Raw genomic sequence first — 18,555 nt, 5'->3', positions numbered from 1 at the left:
ATTTCCATCCCTTCTTTAATTGTTATTATCCTCGCCGTTAACCTTATCTTCAGTTTGGATTTATTCGCTTAAAGTCCGCTTGGCTACTGGAACATAACGACGCATGACAACACAGGCCCCACCTTCAAATTTGCTTCCCCTGAACCCGGAGCAACTGGCGCGCCTTCAGGCTGCCACCTCTGATTTTTCTCCCACTCAGCTTGCCTGGGTCTCCGGTTATTTCTGGGGAATGCTCAATCAGCAGCCTGGCGCTGTGGCGGGTGCACCGGTAACGGCCGTTGAAATTCCGGCCATTACCCTGATTTCCGCCTCGCAGACGGGCAATGCGCGCCGCGTGGCCGAAGCGCTGCGTGACGACCTCCTGGCCGCCAAACTGAACGTGAACCTGGTCAACGCCGGGGATTATAAATTTAAGCAAATCGCGTCAGAAAAACTGCTGGTGGTGGTCGCCTCTACGCAGGGTGAAGGTGAACCTGCTGAAGAAGCGGTGGCCCTGCATAAGTTCCTGTTCTCGAAAAAAGCGCCGAAGCTGGATGCCACGGCGTTTGCCGTATTTGGCCTGGGCGATACCTCGTATGAATTCTTCTGCCAGTCCGGTAAAGACTTCGACAGCAGGCTGGCGGAGCTGGGCGCGGAGCGCCTGCTGGACCGCGTTGACGCAGATGTTGAATACCAGACCGCCGCCGCCGAATGGCGTGCGCGCATCGTTGAGGTGTTGAAAGCGCGCGTGCCGAAAGAGACGTCGGCGCAGGCCGCGTTCACCGCGACGGGGGCCGTCAACGACATCCACACCAGCCCGTACACCAAAGAGGCGCCGCTGACGGCGAGCCTGTCGGTGAACCAGAAAATCACCGGACGCGATTCGGAAAAAGACGTGCGCCATATCGAGATCGATCTCGGCGACTCTGGCCTGCGCTATCAGCCGGGCGACGCGCTGGGTATCTGGTATCAGAACGATCCGGCTCTGGTGAAAGAGCTGGTTGAGCTGCTGTGGCTGAAGGGTGACGAGCCCGTCACCGTTGACGGCAAAACCCAGCCGCTTGCAGAGGCGCTGCAGTGGCATTTCGAGCTGACGGTGAACACCCCGAATATCGTCGAAAATTATGCCACCTTAACGCGCAGCGAATCCCTGCTGCCGCTGGTGGGCGACAAAGCGAAGCTGCAGCATTACGCCGCGACGACGCCAATTGTCGATATGGTGCGTTTCTCTCCGGCTCAGCTGGATGCGGATGCGCTGATCGGCCTGCTGCGACCGCTGACGCCGCGCCTGTACTCCATCGCCTCTTCGCAGGCCGAAGTGGAGAGTGAAGTGCATATTACCGTCGGCGTGGTGCGCTACGACATCGAAGGCCGCGCCCGTGCGGGTGGGGCATCAAGCTTCCTGGCGGATCGCGTGGAAGAAGAGGGCGAAGTGCGCGTCTTTATCGAGCACAACGACAACTTCCGCCTGCCGGCGAACCCGGAAACGCCGGTCATCATGATTGGCCCAGGCACCGGCATTGCGCCGTTCCGCGCCTTCATGCAGCAGCGCGCGGCAGATGAAGCGCCGGGTAAAAACTGGCTGTTCTTCGGCAACCCGCACTTTACCGAGGATTTCCTCTACCAGGTTGAGTGGCAGCGCTATGTGAAAGAAGGCGTACTGACCCGCATCGATCTGGCCTGGTCCCGCGACCAGAAAGAAAAAGTATACGTACAAGATAAACTGCGCGAACAGGGCGCAGAGCTGTGGCGCTGGATCAATGACGGTGCCCACATTTATGTCTGCGGCGACGCCAATCGCATGGCGAAAGACGTTGAGCAGGCACTGCTGGAAGTGATTGCCGAATTCGGCGGTATGGATGCCGAAACGGCGGATGAATTTTTAAGTGAGCTGCGCGTTGAGCGCCGTTATCAGCGAGATGTCTACTAATGAGCGAAAAACATCCAGGGCCACTGGTGGTCGAAGGTAAACTGACAGACGCCGAGCGCATGAAGCTGGAAAGCAACTATCTGCGCGGCACCATTGCTGAAGATCTGAATGACGGTCTCACCGGCGGCTTCAAAGGCGACAACTTCCTGCTGATCCGCTTCCACGGCATGTACCAGCAGGACGATCGCGACATCCGCGCCGAGCGTGCCGAACAGAAGCTGGAGCCGCGTCATGCGATGCTGCTGCGCTGCCGCCTGCCGGGCGGGGTGATCACCACCAGGCAGTGGCAGGCCATTGACAAGTTTGCCGGTGAAAACACGATTTATGGCAGCATCCGCCTGACCAACCGTCAGACCTTCCAGTTCCACGGCATTCTGAAGAAGAACGTGAAGCCGGTGCATCAGATGCTGCACTCGGTCGGGCTGGACGCGCTGGCGACCGCCAACGACATGAACCGTAACGTGCTTTGCACCTCGAACCCGTATGAGTCCCAGCTGCACGCCGAAGCGTACGAGTGGGCGAAGAAGATCTCTGAGCACCTGCTGCCGCGCACCCGCGCCTATGCGGAGATTTGGCTCGATCAGGAAAAAGTCGCGACCACGGACGAAGAACCGATCCTTGGCCAGACCTATCTGCCGCGTAAGTTTAAAACCACGGTCGTGATCCCACCGCAGAACGATATCGATCTGCACGCCAACGACATGAACTTCGTGGCGATTGCCGAAAACGGCAAGCTGATTGGCTTTAACCTGCTGGTGGGCGGCGGCCTGTCCATTGAGCACGGTAACAAGAAAACCTACGCCCGTACCGCGAGCGAGTTCGGCTTCCTGCCGCTGGAGCACACGCTGGCCGTGGCGGAAGCGGTAGTAACCACCCAACGCGACTGGGGCAACCGTACCGACCGTAAAAACGCGAAAACCAAATACACCCTGGAGCGCGTGGGCGTTGAGACGTTCAAAGAGGAAGTGGAGCGTCGTGCGGGCATCAAATTTGAGCCGATCCGCCCTTACGAATTCACCGGTCGCGGCGATCGCATTGGCTGGGTGAAGGGTATCGATAATAAGTGGCACCTGACGCTGTTTATCGAAAACGGCCGTATTCTGGATTATCCGGGCCGTCCGCTGAAAACCGGTCTGCTGGAAATTGCTAAGATCCATAAAGGCGAATTCCGCATTACCGCTAACCAGAATCTCATTATTGCCGGCGTGCCGGAGAGCCAGAAGGCGAAGATAGAGAAGCTGGCACGCGATCACGGGTTAATGGATGCGGTTAAGCCGCAGCGTGAAAACTCGATGGCCTGCGTGTCGTTCCCGACCTGTCCGCTGGCGATGGCCGAAGCGGAACGTTTCCTGCCGTCATTCACTGACAAAGTGGAGGCGATTCTGGAAAAACACGGTATTCCGGACGAGCATATTGTTATGCGCGTCACCGGCTGCCCGAACGGCTGCGGCCGCGCGATGCTGGCCGAGCTGGGTCTGGTGGGGAAAGCGCCGGGTCGTTACAACTTGCACCTGGGCGGTAACCGTATCGGCACGCGCATTCCGCGTATGTTCCGCGAGAACATTACCGAGCCGGAAATCCTTGATTCCATCGACGAGCTTGTCGGGCGCTGGGCGAAAGAGCGCGAAGCGGGTGAAGGCTTCGGCGACTTTACGGTGCGTGCGGGCATCATTCGCCCGGTGCTCGATCCCGCAAGGGATTTCTGGGAGTAACCACGAGAGGTAATTATGTCCGTACTCGATCTAAACGCCCTTAACGATCTGCCTAAAGTCGAACGCATTCTGGCGCTGGCAGAAACCAATGCCCGCCTTGAAAAGCTGGATGCCGAAGGGCGCGTGGCGTGGGCGCTGGAAAACCTGCCGGGAGACTATGTGCTCTCGTCGAGCTTTGGTATTCAGGCGGCGGTCAGCCTGCATCTGGTGAATCAGATCCGTCCGGACATTCCGGTGATCCTCACCGATACCGGCTACCTGTTTCCTGAAACCTACCAGTTTATTGACGAGCTGACGGACAAGCTCAAGCTGAACCTCAAAGTGTACCGCGCGACGGAAAGTGCGGCCTGGCAGGAGGCGCGCTACGGTAAGCTGTGGGAGCAGGGCGTTGAGGGCATTGAGAAATACAATGAGATCAACAAAGTCGAGCCGATGAACCGTGCGCTGAAAGAGCTCAATGCGCAGACGTGGTTTGCGGGGCTGCGCCGCGAGCAGTCCGGCAGCCGTGCAACCTTACCGGTGCTGGCGGTCCAGCGCGGGGTATTTAAAGTGCTGCCGATTATCGACTGGGATAACCGTACGGTGTATCAGTATCTGCAAAAACACGGGCTGAAGTACCATCCGCTGTGGGACCAGGGCTATCTGTCGGTGGGCGACACCCACACCACGCGCAAATGGGAACCGGGAATGGCGGAAGAAGAGACGCGATTCTTTGGGCTGAAGCGCGAGTGCGGGCTGCACGAAGGGTGATAACCTTTTTGCCCGGTGGCGCTGCGCTTACCGGGCCTACAAAGGCTTATCCTCCCTCTCCCTGTGGGAGAGGGTTGGGGTGAGGGCATCAGGCCTTAAAAACCTCAGGCTTTCCCCGCTTTCGCCAGCTCCTTCACCAGCGGCAGCATGACCTTCACCACATCACGACTGCGGTGCTCAATCCGCTGCGGCAGCGCGCTGTCAATGTGCTGCTGATTATCCAGCATCACGTTGTGCCAGCTTGTCCCGTCCGGGAAGGCTTTCGATTTAGCGCGTTGCTGATAGCCATCTTTCTTGCCCAATGCCCAGTTTGTCGCTTCCACGTACAGCACCGGAATGCCCGCCTTGTCGAAGACTTCCCCGTCGTTGCAGCAGCCTGTTCCGCGTGGGAAAGCAGAATTCCCGCCCGGATTGGTCGTGGCAAAAACACCATGTCTGCGGGCAATCGCCAGCGCCCGGTCGCGCGTCAGTTTCCGCACGGGTCCCGGCGTACTCTGCCCGCTGTTGAAATAAAGCTTATCGCCGACGATCAGGTTATCGAGGTTGATCACCAGCAGCGTATTTTTCTTCTCCTCAGCGCTCATGCGTTTAAGGAGATTCTCAGCGCCGAGTTTGCCCTCTTCTTCACCGCTGGTGGCCACGAAACGAATACCATACTGGGTTGGAATATCTTTCATCCGCTCGGCCAGTTCGAGCATCACGCCCAGGCCCGCCGCGTTGTCGTCCATGCCCTGCAGCGTCAGCCCGCCGAGGTTGTTATCCGTATCGGCATCGCTCATCGGGGCGTAGGTATCAAGGTGCGCCATGATAATAATCTGTTCAGCCGCGCGACCTTCATGCGCCGCGATAACCGTACTGCCGGTCACGTTATGCCAGTTTTTCGTTTTATTTCGTGAGGTATAGACGTAGCGGCTGTGAAACGACCGGATATCGCTCTGGTAGCCCATCCCGGCAAACTGCTGGCGAAGATAGTCCGCAGAGAGCATCTCCGCAGGCGAGCCGGTCATGCGGCCAGGGAAGACGGTGGCAATATGCCGCGCCTGCATAGTGGCGATTTCACCATAAGGTTGGTTTTTTGCCTGGGCAGGAAGAATAAAGCAAACGCCGAACGCCAGGGCAGCAATACGGTGGCGCGTTGCGGAAAACATAGTGAGTCCTTAAAAACTGAGCAAAATAATAACCCGCCTAGTATGAAACTGTGATCGTCCATACACAATTTGAATTGGTCTTAAATGCCCGAAATTTCGCGTGTTAAGCACTTTTTGGTATTAGCTTTTTCACGGCGTTATTCCATTGAGTAACTACTCATTCCAATTCGTAATTTCATTCGGTCTAAGCCGCCCCCTATAGTCCCTTTATTCCTCGTTGTTAGTGAGTTGTTGCTTGTGGACTATCTGCCCTTATTTGCCGCGATAAAAGAGAAGCCGGTGCTGGTTGTTGGCACGGGTGAAATTGCCGATCGCAAAATCGCGTTTCTGCAACGCGCAGGGGCGCAGGTGCGGGTAGTGGCAGAAGCGGATTTTGACGAATCACAAATCGACAGCGTCGTGCTGGTGATTGCGGCGACCGAAGATCGCGACCTGAACCGGCGGATTTCCGACGCCGCTCAGGCCCGTTACCGCCTGGTGAACGTGGTGGACGACCAGCCGTTATGTTCGTTCATCTTCCCGTCGATCGTTGACCGTTCTCCGCTGCTGGTGGCGATCTCCTCCGGCGGTACCGCACCGGTGCTGGCGCGCGTGCTGCGTGAAAAAATCGAAGCGCTGCTGCCGACCAGCCTCGGGCGCATGGCGGAAAAAGCCAGCTACTGGCGCAACCACCTGAAAACGCGCCTGACCAGCGTAACGGAGCGCCGTCGCTTCTGGGAGCGCGTGTTTCGCGGCCGCTTTGCCAGCCTGATGCATACCGGTAATGAGACGGCAGCGCAGAAAATTCTCGAGGACGAACTGGATAACCCCGGCAGCACGGGCGGGGAGATTATTCTGGTGGGGGCAGGGCCGGGCGATGCCGGGCTTCTGACGCTGCGCGGCCTGCAGGTGCTGCAGGACGCGGACGTGGTGTTCTACGACCATCTGGTCACCGACGGCGTGCGCGAGCTGATCCGTCGCGACGCGGAGCAAATCTGCGTCGGCAAACGGGCTAGCGAGCACTCGGTGCCGCAGCACGACACCAACCAGATGCTGGTTGACGCCGCCAAAGCGGGTAAAACCGTGGTGCGCCTGAAAGGGGGCGATCCGTTCATTTTTGGTCGCGGCGGCGAAGAGCTGCAGGCGGCAGCCGAAGCGGGCATACCGTTCCAGGTGGTGCCCGGCATCACGGCGGCCTCTGCGGTAACGGCCTACGCCGGTATCCCGTTGACCCACCGCGATTACGCCCAGAGCGTGACCTTTGTGACCGGCCACTACAAGGCCGACAGCACGCCGTTCGACTGGTCGCATCTCGCCCAGAGCCGCCAGACGCTGGCGATATACATGGGCACGATGAAGGCGGCGGACATCAGCGAACAGCTTATTCAGCACGGTCGCGAGGCGACGACGCCCGTTGCCGTCATTTCTCGCGGCACGCGCGTCGATCAGCACGTTGCGACGGGCACGCTGGAACATCTTGCAACCCTGGCGAAAGACGCCCCGATGCCCGCCCTGATCGTGGTGGGTGAAGTGGTGCAGCTGCACAGCACGCTCGCCTGGTTCCAACACACAACCGATACAGAAGGCTTTGGTTCTTCTGTCGTAAATTTGGCTTAAGGAACGGTTATGGACCAAAAACGTCTTACACACCTGCGGCAGCTCGAAGCGGAGAGTATCCATATTATCCGCGAAGTGGCCGCCGAGTTTTCTAACCCGGTGATGATGTACTCCATCGGTAAAGATTCCAGCGTCATGCTGCATCTGGCGCGTAAAGCGTTTTATCCGGGCACGCTGCCGTTCCCGCTGCTGCACGTGGATACCGGCTGGAAATTCCGCGAAATGTACGAGTTCCGCGACCGTACCGCGAAAGCCTACGGCTGCGAGCTGCTGGTGCATAAAAACCCGGAAGGGGTGGCGATGGGCATTAACCCGTTCGTGCACGGCAGCGCCAAGCACACCGATATCATGAAAACCGAAGGGCTGAAGCAGGCGCTGAACAAATACGGTTTTGACGCGGCCTTCGGCGGCGCGCGCCGTGACGAGGAGAAATCCCGCGCCAAAGAACGTATCTACTCCTTCCGCGACCGCTTCCACCGCTGGGATCCGAAAAACCAGCGTCCGGAGCTGTGGCACAACTACAACGGTCAGATTAACAAAGGCGAAAGCATTCGCGTCTTCCCGCTCTCCAACTGGACCGAGCTGGATATCTGGCAGTACATCTATCTGGAAAACATTGAAATCGTTCCGCTGTATCTGGCCGCCGAGCGCCCGGTGCTGGAGCGCGACGGCATGCTGATGATGATCGACGACGATCGTATCGACCTGCAGCCGGGCGAAGTGATCAAACAACAGATGGTGCGCTTCCGTACCCTCGGCTGCTGGCCGCTGACCGGGGCGGTGGAATCCAGCGCGCAGACGCTGCCGGAGATCATCGAAGAGATGCTGGTGTCCACCACCAGCGAGCGACAGGGGCGCGTGATTGACCGCGACCAGGCAGGCTCCATGGAGCTGAAGAAACGTCAGGGTTATTTCTAAGGAGCCGCCATGAACACCACTATTGCTCAACAAATTGCCAACGAAGGCGGCGTGGAAGCGTATCTGCACGCGCAACAACACAAAAGCCTGCTGCGTTTTCTGACCTGCGGCAGCGTGGATGACGGGAAAAGTACCCTGATTGGCCGCCTGCTGCACGATACGCGCCAGATTTACGAAGATCAGCTCTCTTCCCTGCATAACGACAGTAAGCGTCACGGCACCCAGGGTGAAAAACTCGACCTGGCGCTGCTGGTGGACGGCCTGCAGGCGGAGCGCGAGCAGGGCATCACCATCGACGTGGCCTACCGCTACTTCTCTACCGAGAAGCGCAAATTTATTATCGCCGATACCCCGGGGCACGAGCAGTACACCCGCAACATGGCGACCGGCGCGTCCACCTGCGACCTGGCGATCCTGCTGATGGACGCGCGAAAAGGCGTGCTGGATCAGACCCGTCGTCACAGCTTTATTTCGACGCTGCTGGGGATCAAACACCTGGTGGTGGCGGTCAACAAGATGGATCTGGTCAACTTCAGCGAAGAGAAGTTCGAGGAGATCCGCCAGAGCTACCTGACCTTTGCCGAACAGCTGCCGGGCAACCTGGATATTCGCTTTGTACCGCTTTCGGCGCTGGAAGGGGATAACGTCGCCTCCCAGAGCGCGAACATGCCGTGGTACAGCGGTCCGACGCTGCTGGAAGTGCTGGAAACAGTTGAAATTCAGCGCGTGGTCGATACCCAGCCGATGCGCTTCCCGGTGCAGTACGTGAACCGTCCAAACCTCGATTTCCGCGGCTTCTCAGGCACCCTCGCGTCAGGTTCCGTGAAGGTAGGTCAGCGCGTCAAGGTGCTGCCATCCGGCGTGGAATCGACTATCGCCCGCATTGTCACCTTCGACGGTGACCTGCAGGAAGCGGGTGCCGGTGAAGCCGTAACGCTGGTGCTGAAAGACGAAATTGACATCAGCCGGGGCGACCTGCTCGTCGACGCGCAGGAAACGCTGGCGGCAGTGCAGGGGGCTTCCGTGGACGTGGTGTGGATGGCCGAACAGCCGCTGACCGCTGGCCAGAGCTATGACATCAAAATTGCCGGCAAGAAAACCCGCGCCCGCGTGGACGGTATTCAGTTCCAGGTGGATATCAACAACCTGACCCAGCGTGACGTCACCGAGCTGCCGCTGAACGGCATTGGTCTGGTCGATCTGACCTTCGACGAACCGCTGGTGCTGGATCCGTATCAGCAGAATCCGGTCACGGGAGGTCTTATCTTTATCGACAGGCTGACCAACGTTACCGTCGGGGCCGGTATGGTTCGCGAACCGATTAAACAGGCTGCCGCGACGTCTGAATTCAGCGCCTTCGAGCTGGAACTGAACGCGCTGGTGCGTAAACACTTCCCGCACTGGGGTGCACGCGACCTGCTGGGAGGCAATTAATGGCCGCCCATGATGAGAACGTCGTCTGGCATCCTCATCCGGTCACCGTCGCCCAGCGCGAACAGCTCCACGGTCACCGTGGGGTTGTGCTGTGGTTTACCGGGCTGTCCGGCTCGGGTAAATCGACGGTGGCAGGCGCGCTGGAAGAGGCGTTGCATCAGCAGGGCGTAAGCACGTACCTGCTGGATGGCGACAACGTGCGTCACGGCCTGTGCAGCGATTTAGGGTTTAGCGACGATGACCGCAAAGAGAACATCCGCCGGGTGGGCGAAGTCGCCAGCCTGATGGCTGACGCCGGGCTGGTGGTGCTGACCGCGTTTATCTCTCCGCACCGCGCCGAGCGCCAGATGGTGCGCGAACGCGTGGGCCAGGATCGCTTTATCGAGGTGTTTGTCGATACGCCGCTGGAGATTTGCGAAGCGCGCGACCCGAAAGGGCTATACAAGAAAGCGCGTGCCGGAGAACTGCGCAACTTCACCGGAATTGACGCGGTATACGAAGCGCCTGAATCGCCTGAAATTCACCTGGAAGGTCAACAATTGGTAACAAATTTAGTAAGCCAATTATTAGACCTGCTCAGACGGGACGATATTATCAGATCCTGAGGCGGTATCGTTCGGGAGCTGTCTTCCCGAACGATCAGTCACGGTCACAGGATTAGCTATGCGCAACAGTGAACATTACATCACCACCACCGGGTCGGAGCCGCTAGCGACCGACGACGAAACGACCTGGTCATTTCCTGGGGCCATCATTGGCTTCGTCTCATGGCTGCTGGCGCTTGGCATTCCGTTTCTCATCTACGGCGGCAACACGCTGTTCTTCTTTCTCTACACCTGGCCTTTCTTTCTGGCGTTGATGCCCGTGGCGGTTGTCGTCGGCATTGCGCTGCACTCGCTGCTCAACGGTAAGCTCCTGTACAGCACCGTGGTCACGATTGTGACGGTGGTTCTCATTTTTGGTCTGTTATTTTTGTGGCTCATGGGCTAACTTCAGCCATAATTCAAACCGTAACCAACTGTGTAACGATATTGAGCAGGACGATTCTGCGGAAAAAATGTGGTACATTTGCCCGCGATGTTGCGGCATCTCTGTTACCCCGGCGTAGTGCTCTGGGGAAGTCTTGGGATGATGATGCCGTTTTTCAGGGGGCAGGATGGGTAAACTAACGCTGCTGTTGCTGGCTTTGCTAATCTGGCTGCAATATTCGCTGTGGTTCGGTAAGAACGGACTGCACGACTATAGCCGGGTGAGCGATGACGTCGCGGCTCAGCAGGCAACAAACGCCAAACTTAAGGCGCGAAACGATCAACTCTTTGCTGAAATTGATGACCTCAATGGCGGGCAAGAGGCGATTGAGGAACGCGCACGCAATGAACTCAGTATGACTAAGCCGGGCGAAACCTTTTATCGTCTGGTTCCGGATGCGTCTAAACGCAATCAGGGCTCAGCACAAAACAATCGATAATCAGGCCCAGGATTACGACATGGCAGTAACTTTTTCGGACGTATGCGCCGTGGTGCCGGCCGCAGGTTTTGGCCGGCGCATGCAGACAGAATGTCCCAAGCAGTACCTCTCTATTGGCGATAAAACGATCCTCGAGCACGCCGTGGCGGCGCTGCTGGCGCACCCGCGGGTGACGCGTGTGATCATCGCTATCAGCCCTGGCGATGCGCGCTTCGCGCAGCTGCCGCTGGCAAATCATCCACACATTACCGTCGTTGACGGTGGCGCCGAACGCGCCGATTCCGTGCTGGCGGGCATTCAGGCCGCCGGAAACGCGTCGTGGGTGCTGGTACATGACGCAGCGCGTCCGTGCCTGCATCAGGACGATCTTGCGCGCCTGCTGGCGCTAAGCGAAACAAGCAAGGTTGGCGGGATTCTGGCCGCGCCGGTGCGCGACACCATGAAGCGCGCCGAGCCGGGCAAACAGGCTATCGCCCACACCGTCGATCGCGTCGATTTATGGCACGCGCTGACGCCACAATTTTTCCCCCGCGAATTACTCCACGGCTGCTTAACGCGAGCGCTTAAAGAAGGTGCGACCATCACGGACGAAGCCTCCGCGCTGGAGTATTGCGGTTTCCACCCTGAGCTTGTTGAAGGACGCGCTGATAATATTAAAGTGACGCGTCCGGAAGATTTACAGCTTGCGGAATTTTATCTTACCCGTTCGACCCATCAGGAGAAGGCATAATGCGAATTGGACACGGTTTTGATGTACACGCCTTTGGCGGAGAAGGCCCAATTATCATTGGCGGCGTGCGCATTCCCTATGAAAAAGGACTGCTGGCGCATTCTGATGGCGACGTGGCACTGCATGCGCTGACCGACGCGCTGTTGGGCGCTGCCGCGCTGGGTGATATCGGCAAGCTGTTCCCGGACACCGACCCGGCATTTAAAGGGGCGGACAGCCGCGAACTGCTGCGCGAAGCGTGGCGACGCATTCAGGCGAAAGGCTACACCCTCGGCAACGTCGACGTGACGATTATTGCCCAGGCCCCGAAAATGCTGCCGCATATTCCGCAGATGCGCGTGTTTATTGCAGAAGATCTGGGCTGCCATATGGACGACGTGAACGTTAAAGCGACGACGACCGAGAAGCTGGGCTTTACCGGGCGTGGAGAAGGAATTGCCTGTGAAGCCGTGGCGCTGCTGCTGAAGGCGAGCAAATGACAGACTTCGACAACCTGACATACCTGCACGGTAAACCGCAGGGGAACGGGGTGCTGAAAGCCAGCCCGGAAGATTTCCTCGTGGTGGAGGATCTGGGCTTTGAGCCGGATGGCGAAGGCGAACATATCCTGGTGCGTATTCTGAAAAATGGCTGCAATACCCGCTTTGTGGCCGACGCGCTGGCAAAATTCCTCAAAATCCATGCCCGCGAAGTGAGCTTTGCCGGACAGAAAGATAAACACGCCGTCACGGAACAGTGGCTCTGCGCGCGCGTTCCCGGCAATACGATGCCTGATTTAAGCAAATTTGAGCTTGAAGGCTGTAAGGTACTGGAATTCGCCCGCCACAAGCGCAAACTGCGTCTGGGGGCGTTGAAGGGGAACGACTTTACGCTGGTGCTGCGTGAAGTGTCTCACCGCGAAGACGTTGAAAAACGTCTGAACGCGATCAGTGAACGCGGTGTACCGAACTACTTTGGCGCGCAGCGCTTTGGCATTGGCGGCAGCAACCTGCAGGGTGCGCTGCGCTGGGCGCAAAGCGATGCCCCGGTGCGCGACAGGAATAAACGCAGTTTTTGGTTGTCGGCGGCCCGCAGCGCGTTGTTTAATCAGATTGTGAGCGAAAGGCTGAAAAAACCGGACGCGAATCAAGTTGTTGTTGGCGATGCGCTACAATTAGCGGGACGCGGAAGCTGGTTTGTGGCAACGGCCGAAGAAATGGCCGATGTGCAGTCGCGCGTGGACGCAAAAGCGCTGATGATTACCGCCGCGCTGCCCGGTACGGGCGACTGGGGAACGCAGGGCGACGCGCTGGCTGCCGAGCAGTTAGCCGTAGCGGATGCGCCAGAATTGCAATCCTTGCTGGTGCGGGAAAAAGTCGAGGCGGCACGCCGCGCGATGCTGCTCTACCCGCAGCAGTTAAGCTGGAACTGGTGGGATGACGTGACCGTCGAGTTACGCTTCTGGCTACCGGCAGGTAGCTTTGCCACCAGTGTTGTCAGGGAACTTATCAACACCTCGGGTGATTATGCGAATATTGCTGAGTAACGATGACGGTATCCACGCGCCAGGCATTCAGACCCTGGCGAAACACCTCCGCGAATTCGCGGACGTGCAGGTCGTGGCGCCCGATCGTAACCGCAGTGGAGCGTCTAACTCACTGACGCTGGAGTCGTCGCTTCGCACCTTTACCTTTGAAAATGGCGATATTGCCGTGCAGATGGGCACGCCAACCGACTGCGTTTTTCTGGGCGTGAACGCGCTGATGCGGCCGCGTCCGGATATCGTTGTTTCCGGCATTAACGCCGGTCCTAACCTCGGCGATGACGTGATTTACTCCGGCACCGTGGCGGCCGCAATGGAAGGGCGCCATCTGGGGTTCCCGGCGCTGGCGGTCTCGTTAAACGGCCACACGCACTACGACACCGCCGCCGCGGTGACCTGTTCGATCCTGCGGGCGCTCGGCCGCGAGCCGTTGCGTACCGGGCGCATCCTCAACATCAACGTGCCGGATCTTCCTCTCGATGAAATTAAAGGCATTCGCGTCACCCGTTGCGGAAGCCGACATCCTGCCGATCAGGTGATCCCGCAGCAGGATCCTCGCGGCAACACGCTTTACTGGATTGGCCCTCCCGGCGATAAGTGCGATGCGGGTCCGGATACCGACTTTGCCGCCGTGGAGGAAGGCTATGTTTCGGTTACCCCGCTGCACGTAGATTTAACCGCGTATAGCGCGCATGATGTAGTAACGAGCTGGCTGGAACGCGCAGGAGTGAACGCGCAATGGTAAACAAACGTGTACAAACTCTTCTGGAACAACTCCGCGCGCAGGGGATCCGCGACGAGCACGTGCTTGAAGCGCTTGCTCAGGTTCCGCGTGAGAAATTTGTAGATGAGGCGTTTGAACACAAAGCGTGGGAAAACGTGGCGCTGCCCATCGGACAGGGCCAGACGATTTCGCAGCCTTACATGGTGGCGCGCATGACGGAGCTGCTGGAGCTGACGCCTGACTCCCGCGTGCTGGAGATTGGCACCGGGTCGGGGTATCAGACCGCGATCCTGGCGCATCTGGTTCATCATGTATGCTCCGTTGAGCGGATTAAAGGTTTACAGTGGCAGGCGCGTCGTCGCCTGAAACAACTTGATTTACATAATGTTTCGACACGACACGGTGATGGATGGCAGGGTTGGAAGGCGCGCGCGCCGTTTGACGCGATCATCGTGACGGCGGCCCCGCCTGAAATTCCTGCGGCCCTGTTGTCGCAGCTGGATGAGGGGGGCATTCTTGTTCTGCCCGTCGGGGACGAGCAGCAGCTTTTGAAGCGCGTTCGTCGGCGCGGCGGCGAGTTTATTATCGACACCGTGGAAGCCGTGCGCTTTGTGCCTCTGGTAAAGGGGGAGTTGGCCTGAGACTCGGAATTATCCAGGGTTATTAAGGCAAATTCAGCGTATGGTGTGGCGCGAAAGATTCGTGCCATCACGGTAAATTTTAAGTCACTGGTAGTTAACACATTCCTGGGGGATAAATGAGCGCGGGAAGCCCTAAATTCACCATCAGCCGTGTTGCGGCATTATCACTGGTTTCGCTCTGGCTGGCAGGCTGTACAAGTTCTAATAACGCGCCTGCGCCCGTCAGTTCTGTCGGCGGAAACAGCGGCTCGGGTAACACGTCCGGCGGAATGTTGATCACTCCTCCGCCTAAAATGGGTACCTCTACGGCGCAACAAAATCCGCCAATCCAGCCGGTTCAGCGTCCAATGACGCAGCCGACGCAGATTCAGCCAGTGGAACAGCCTGTTCAGACCCAGAATGGCCGCATAGTCTATAACCGTCAGTATGGGAACATTCCGAAAGGCAGCTATACCGGTGGCAGCACCTATACCGTGAAACGCGGGGATACGCTGTTCTACATTGCGTGGATTACCGGGAACGATTTCCGTGACCTCGCGCAGCGCAATAACGTCCAGGCCCCATACGGTCTGGAAGTCGGGCAAACGCTCCAGGTTGGCAACGCGACGGGCACGCCGCTTACGCCTGGCAACACCGTTTCAGCGGCCGATGTGACGGCTCAAAATAACAGCGTTAAGCCTGCACAAAAATCCACCACGGTGGTTGCTTCACAACCTGTAATTACGTATTCTGAGGATTCAGGTGATCAGACTGCTAACAAAATGTTGCCGAATAATAAAGGTACTGCGACTGTTGTCACAGCACCGGTTACGGCACCTGTGGTTAGCTCTACTGAACCGACTGCCAGCAGTATGACCTCCAGTTCGCCAATTTCTGCATGGCGCTGGCCAACTGACGGCAAGGTTATCGAGAACTTCTCTTCCTCCGAGGGGGGAAATAAAGGGATCGACATCGCAGGGAGTAAAGGACAGGCTATCATCGCGACCGCAGACGGGCGCGTTGTGTATGCCGGTAACGCTCTGCGCGGTTACGGTAATCTTATTATCATCAAACATAACGATGATTACCTGAGTGCCTACGCCCATAACGACACAATGCTGGTCCGGGAACAACAAGAAGTTAAGGCGGGGCAAAAAATCGCTACCATGGGTAGCACCGGAACCAGTTCTACACGCTTGCATTTTGAAATTCGTTACAAGGGGAAATCCGTAAACCCGCTGCAGTATTTGCCGCAGCGATAATTTGACGGGGCATGCCAGCCAGGGTGTCTCGTTCAGGGATCACGGGTAGGAGCCACCTTATGAGTCAGAATACGCTGAAAGTTCATGATTTAAATGAAGACGCGGAATTTGATGAGAACGGAGTAGAGGCTTTTGACGAAAAAGCCTTAGTAGAAGAGGAACCCAGTGATAACGATTTGGCTGAAGAAGAGCTGTTATCGCAGGGTGCCACACAGCGTGTACTGGACGCGACTCAGCTTTACCTTGGGGAGATTGGTTACTCCCCACTGCTAACGGCCGAAGAAGAAGTCTATTTCGCACGTCGTGCTTTGCGTGGTGATGTAGCCTCGCGTCGTCGCATGATTGAAAGTAACCTGCGACTGGTCGTGAAAATTGCCCGCCGTTACGGCAATCGTGGTCTGGCTCTGCTGGATCTGATTGAAGAGGGCAACTTAGGTCTCATCCGCGCAGTTGAGAAGTTTGACCCGGAACGCGGGTTCCGTTTCTCAACCTACGCGACCTGGTGGATTCGTCAGACCATCGAACGGGCTATTATGAACCAGACCCGTACGATCCGCCTGCCGATTCACATCGTCAAAGAGTTGAACGTTTATCTGCGCACCGCGCGCGAGTTGTCCCATAAACTGGACCACGAGCCAAGCGCAGAAGAAATTGCTGAGCAACTCGATAAACCGGTTGATGACGTAAGCCGTATGCTGCGTCTCAACGAGCGCATTACCTCCGTTGACACCCCGCTGGGTGGCGACTCCGAAAAAGCGCTGCTGGACATCCTGGCCGATGAAAAAGACAACGGTCCGGAAGACACCACGCAGGACGATGACATGAAGCAGAGCATCGTCAAATGGCTGTTCGAGCTGAACGCCAAACAGCGTGAAGTGCTGGCACGTCGTTTCGGTTTACTGGGGTATGAAGCTGCGACACTGGAAGACGTCGGCCGCGAAATTGGCCTGACCCGTGAACGTGTTCGTCAGATTCAGGTTGAAGGTCTGCGCCGCCTGCGTGAAATCCTGCAGGGGCAAGGTCTGAACATCGAAGCGCTGTTCCGCGAATAAGCAACCTTTCGTCAAAAAAGGCCCGTCGTGAGACGGGCCTTTTTCTTTTGCGCTACGGCTTAGCCGTTTCGTGCAGCAGACGCCACACTATCCGATCGCCTTCCTGATTGAGCACCGCGGTTGACCAGCGCACGTTGGCGGGCAGGTCCGGCCGGGTTTGCGTCTCCCGGTAGTGGAGCACCGCGCCACGATCCCAGCGCTGGATCGTGGACAATTCGTCAATGACGATCTTCAGTCCTGAACGGCTTCCGCGCTGGTTTTCCAGAAAACTGGCAAGACCGATATAGTCGATCTGAACGCCGCCCGGCGGGATCATCAGAAAATCTGGGCTGAAGCGGGCGAGCAGGGCGTCGGAATCACCTTCACCTTTGCCTAACCAGTCTTCAAGCGCAATGTGGAGGTCGATAATGTCGTGTTCGAAAGGCGTCATGAATTCTCCTGTCGCAGCTGGGTGAGCACCTGCGTATTGTTGAGACGAAAAACGTACGGTACAGGCAGCAAGGTCATGCCTGCGGCAAAAATAAACATTCCGTGCCATGCGGCGAGCGGTGTCAGCCAGGTCTGCGCCAGGCTCAGCGCCTGCGCCAGCAGCAGGGCACCGGCAAAAAAGCTCAGCTGCCGATTAAGATTCCACAGCGCGCTGGCATCCGGCATCTCTTCCCGGCGCGTCGTCAGAAAAGCGCTGCTTTGAGCCGTACTGCTGCACAGGCTTCCCCCCGCGCCCATCAGGATAAACGCAGCGGCAGGCAGCAGCGTCGCCGAACTGACGTTAATCAAAAGCAGAATACCCGTCGCCTGCAGCAGGCAGCCGATGACGATCAGCGGCCGGGGGCCGATGCGGTTAAAATAGCGTCCCGTTGCCGTGATGGCGATAAAGGATGCCACGGACCACGGCAGCATGAGCATCCCCGTTGCGGCTGGGCTCATGTTCGCCACATGCTGAAGATAAAACATGCCCGTGACGTTCACCCCAATAAACATGCCGGGTACGCAGATATAAACAAGCATGGAAAAACGCAAAAGCGGGTCCGCGAGCAACGACAGGTTTAGCAGTCTGGCCGCTTTCATCGCGGGCATTTCGTGTTTAAGCCACAGGCAGGCCAAAACAAAGGTCACGATAGCGACCGGTAGCGTGGCGAAAAATATCCATCGCCAGCTGAGCGTCTGCACCAGCAGTCCTCCTATCGCAGGAGAGCAGGCCGGGGCAAGCAACGCGACCAGCATCACCGCCGAGGAGAGTCGGGCACGCTCGTGAGGCTTAAACTGTTGCCAGGTCAGCGCCTGCCCGACGGGGATCAGTAAGCCCCCTCCCACGCCCTGAAGCACTCGCCAGGCGATCAGACTTTCAAGCGTTGCAGACAGGCCTGCCGCTGCGGAGGCTGCGCTGAACAGAAAAAGCGAGAGCAGGATGACGCGCTTTGGCCCGATGCGGCGCGTGAGCACGCTGCTAAACGGGATCACCAGCGTCAGGCCGGCAATGTACCCGTTACTGACCCAGGCAAGGGCTGAAGGCGTGGTGTTAAAGGCGTGAGCCATTGCCGGGAAGGCGACGCTGGCAATGAACATGTTGATCAAATCAAGAAAAAAGCCCAGCAGATAGACAACGGCGACTTTGCTGCGATACGTCATGGTGGATCCTCCGGTGAGGTGGCGTATCGTATCGATCCGGGAAGCACGGATAAACCTGACAAAGCGCGATATACTGTCAAA

General features: G+C 57.8%; 19 protein-coding genes. 16 read left to right on the top strand and 3 right to left on the bottom strand.

Features of this window, described 5'->3' with window-relative positions; all coding sequences use genetic code 11:
- Positions 1-103 precede the first annotated feature (103 nt).
- Genes cysJ through cysH form a run of 3 tightly spaced genes read left to right on the top strand, consistent with a single transcriptional unit; the run spans position 104 to position 4,371 of the window.
- Entirely contained in the window at positions 104-1,909 is a 1,806-nt protein-coding gene (gene cysJ / locus IM317_RS07160) for an NADPH-dependent assimilatory sulfite reductase flavoprotein subunit (RefSeq protein ID WP_033146415.1), read from the top strand.
- Complete coding sequence (gene cysI / locus IM317_RS07155) at positions 1,909-3,621, top strand: assimilatory sulfite reductase (NADPH) hemoprotein subunit (RefSeq protein WP_033146414.1); 1,713 nt, start codon at positions 1,909-1,911, stop codon at positions 3,619-3,621. Before cysJ ends, cysI begins: the two co-directional genes overlap by 1 nt.
- Before the next feature lie 15 nt (positions 3,622-3,636).
- Positions 3,637-4,371 carry a phosphoadenosine phosphosulfate reductase gene (gene cysH, locus IM317_RS07150; RefSeq protein ID WP_033146413.1) on the top strand — a complete coding sequence of 245 codons (735 nt, stop codon included), beginning with the start codon at positions 3,637-3,639 and terminating at the stop codon, positions 4,369-4,371.
- A 104-nt stretch (positions 4,372-4,475) separates the two neighbouring features.
- On the opposite strand, the gene IM317_RS07145 is transcribed toward cysH, so the two are convergent.
- Entirely contained in the window at positions 4,476-5,519 is a 1,044-nt protein-coding gene (locus IM317_RS07145; RefSeq protein ID WP_033146412.1) for an aminopeptidase, read from the bottom strand.
- Between the two features lie 237 nt (positions 5,520-5,756).
- On the opposite strand from IM317_RS07145, the gene cysG reads away from it, so the two are divergent.
- The 13 genes from cysG (at position 5,757) to rpoS (ending at position 16,845) form a co-directional block, all read left to right on the top strand.
- Entirely contained in the window at positions 5,757-7,115 is a 1,359-nt protein-coding gene (gene cysG, locus IM317_RS07140; RefSeq protein WP_033146411.1) for a siroheme synthase CysG, read from the top strand.
- Positions 7,116-7,124: 9 nt separating this feature from the next.
- Complete coding sequence (cysD, locus tag IM317_RS07135) at positions 7,125-8,033, top strand: sulfate adenylyltransferase subunit CysD (RefSeq protein ID WP_010434549.1); 909 nt, start codon at positions 7,125-7,127, stop codon at positions 8,031-8,033.
- Positions 8,034-8,042: 9 nt separating this feature from the next.
- The gene (gene cysN / locus IM317_RS07130) at positions 8,043-9,467 is read left to right on the top strand and encodes a sulfate adenylyltransferase subunit CysN (RefSeq protein WP_033146410.1); all 1,425 of its coding nucleotides are present in this window, start codon (positions 8,043-8,045) and stop codon (positions 9,465-9,467) included.
- Positions 9,467-10,072: an adenylyl-sulfate kinase gene (gene cysC / locus IM317_RS07125; protein ID WP_010434543.1), complete on the top strand. Its 606-nt coding sequence runs from the start codon at positions 9,467-9,469 to the stop codon at positions 10,070-10,072. The genes cysN and cysC overlap by 1 nt, the downstream gene beginning before the upstream one ends.
- A 58-nt stretch (positions 10,073-10,130) precedes the next feature.
- Entirely contained in the window at positions 10,131-10,457 is a 327-nt protein-coding gene (locus IM317_RS07120; protein ID WP_033146409.1) for a DUF3561 family protein, read from the top strand.
- Between the two features lie 166 nt (positions 10,458-10,623).
- Complete coding sequence (gene ftsB / locus IM317_RS07115; protein WP_008499609.1) at positions 10,624-10,935, top strand: cell division protein FtsB; 312 nt, start codon at positions 10,624-10,626, stop codon at positions 10,933-10,935.
- A gap of 19 nt (positions 10,936-10,954) precedes the next feature.
- Positions 10,955-11,665: a 2-C-methyl-D-erythritol 4-phosphate cytidylyltransferase gene (gene ispD, locus IM317_RS07110; RefSeq protein ID WP_033146408.1), complete on the top strand. Its 711-nt coding sequence runs from the start codon at positions 10,955-10,957 to the stop codon at positions 11,663-11,665.
- Complete coding sequence (ispF, locus tag IM317_RS07105) at positions 11,665-12,144, top strand: 2-C-methyl-D-erythritol 2,4-cyclodiphosphate synthase (protein WP_029741541.1); 480 nt, start codon at positions 11,665-11,667, stop codon at positions 12,142-12,144. The genes ispD and ispF overlap by 1 nt, the downstream gene beginning before the upstream one ends.
- Entirely contained in the window at positions 12,141-13,190 is a 1,050-nt protein-coding gene (gene truD / locus IM317_RS07100; RefSeq protein ID WP_033146407.1) for a tRNA pseudouridine(13) synthase TruD, read from the top strand. Before ispF ends, truD begins: the two co-directional genes overlap by 4 nt.
- A complete protein-coding gene (gene surE, locus IM317_RS07095; RefSeq protein WP_033146406.1) occupies positions 13,171-13,932 on the top strand; it encodes a 5'/3'-nucleotidase SurE in 762 nt (253 codons plus the stop codon). Before truD ends, surE begins: the two co-directional genes overlap by 20 nt.
- The gene (locus IM317_RS07090; protein WP_023333224.1) at positions 13,926-14,552 is read left to right on the top strand and encodes a protein-L-isoaspartate(D-aspartate) O-methyltransferase; all 627 of its coding nucleotides are present in this window, start codon (positions 13,926-13,928) and stop codon (positions 14,550-14,552) included. Before surE ends, IM317_RS07090 begins: the two co-directional genes overlap by 7 nt.
- A 116-nt stretch (positions 14,553-14,668) precedes the next feature.
- Positions 14,669-15,793, top strand: coding sequence for a murein hydrolase activator NlpD (nlpD, locus tag IM317_RS07085; protein WP_033146405.1), 1,125 nt, complete (start codon positions 14,669-14,671; stop codon positions 15,791-15,793).
- Positions 15,794-15,852: 59 nt separating this feature from the next.
- The gene (gene rpoS, locus IM317_RS07080; protein ID WP_008499600.1) at positions 15,853-16,845 is read left to right on the top strand and encodes an RNA polymerase sigma factor RpoS; all 993 of its coding nucleotides are present in this window, start codon (positions 15,853-15,855) and stop codon (positions 16,843-16,845) included.
- A 52-nt stretch (positions 16,846-16,897) separates the two neighbouring features.
- Here the strand turns inward: rpoS and IM317_RS07075 are convergent, their stop codons facing one another.
- Both IM317_RS07075 and IM317_RS07070 read right to left on the bottom strand, forming a co-directional pair.
- The gene (locus tag IM317_RS07075; RefSeq protein ID WP_033146404.1) at positions 16,898-17,275 is read right to left on the bottom strand and encodes a DUF4440 domain-containing protein; all 378 of its coding nucleotides are present in this window, start codon (positions 17,273-17,275) and stop codon (positions 16,898-16,900) included.
- The gene (locus tag IM317_RS07070) at positions 17,272-18,474 is read right to left on the bottom strand and encodes an MFS transporter (RefSeq protein ID WP_033146403.1); all 1,203 of its coding nucleotides are present in this window, start codon (positions 18,472-18,474) and stop codon (positions 17,272-17,274) included. Before IM317_RS07070 ends, IM317_RS07075 begins: the two co-directional genes overlap by 4 nt.
- Positions 18,475-18,555 lie beyond the last annotated feature (81 nt).

The organism is Enterobacter cloacae complex sp. S3, assembly GCF_014930495.1.
In the GTDB taxonomy this organism is placed as follows: domain Bacteria; phylum Pseudomonadota; class Gammaproteobacteria; order Enterobacterales; family Enterobacteriaceae; genus Enterobacter; species Enterobacter asburiae_B.
The sequence above is the reverse complement of the archived record's forward strand: the minus strand, read 5'-3'. Positions and strand labels throughout refer to the sequence as shown.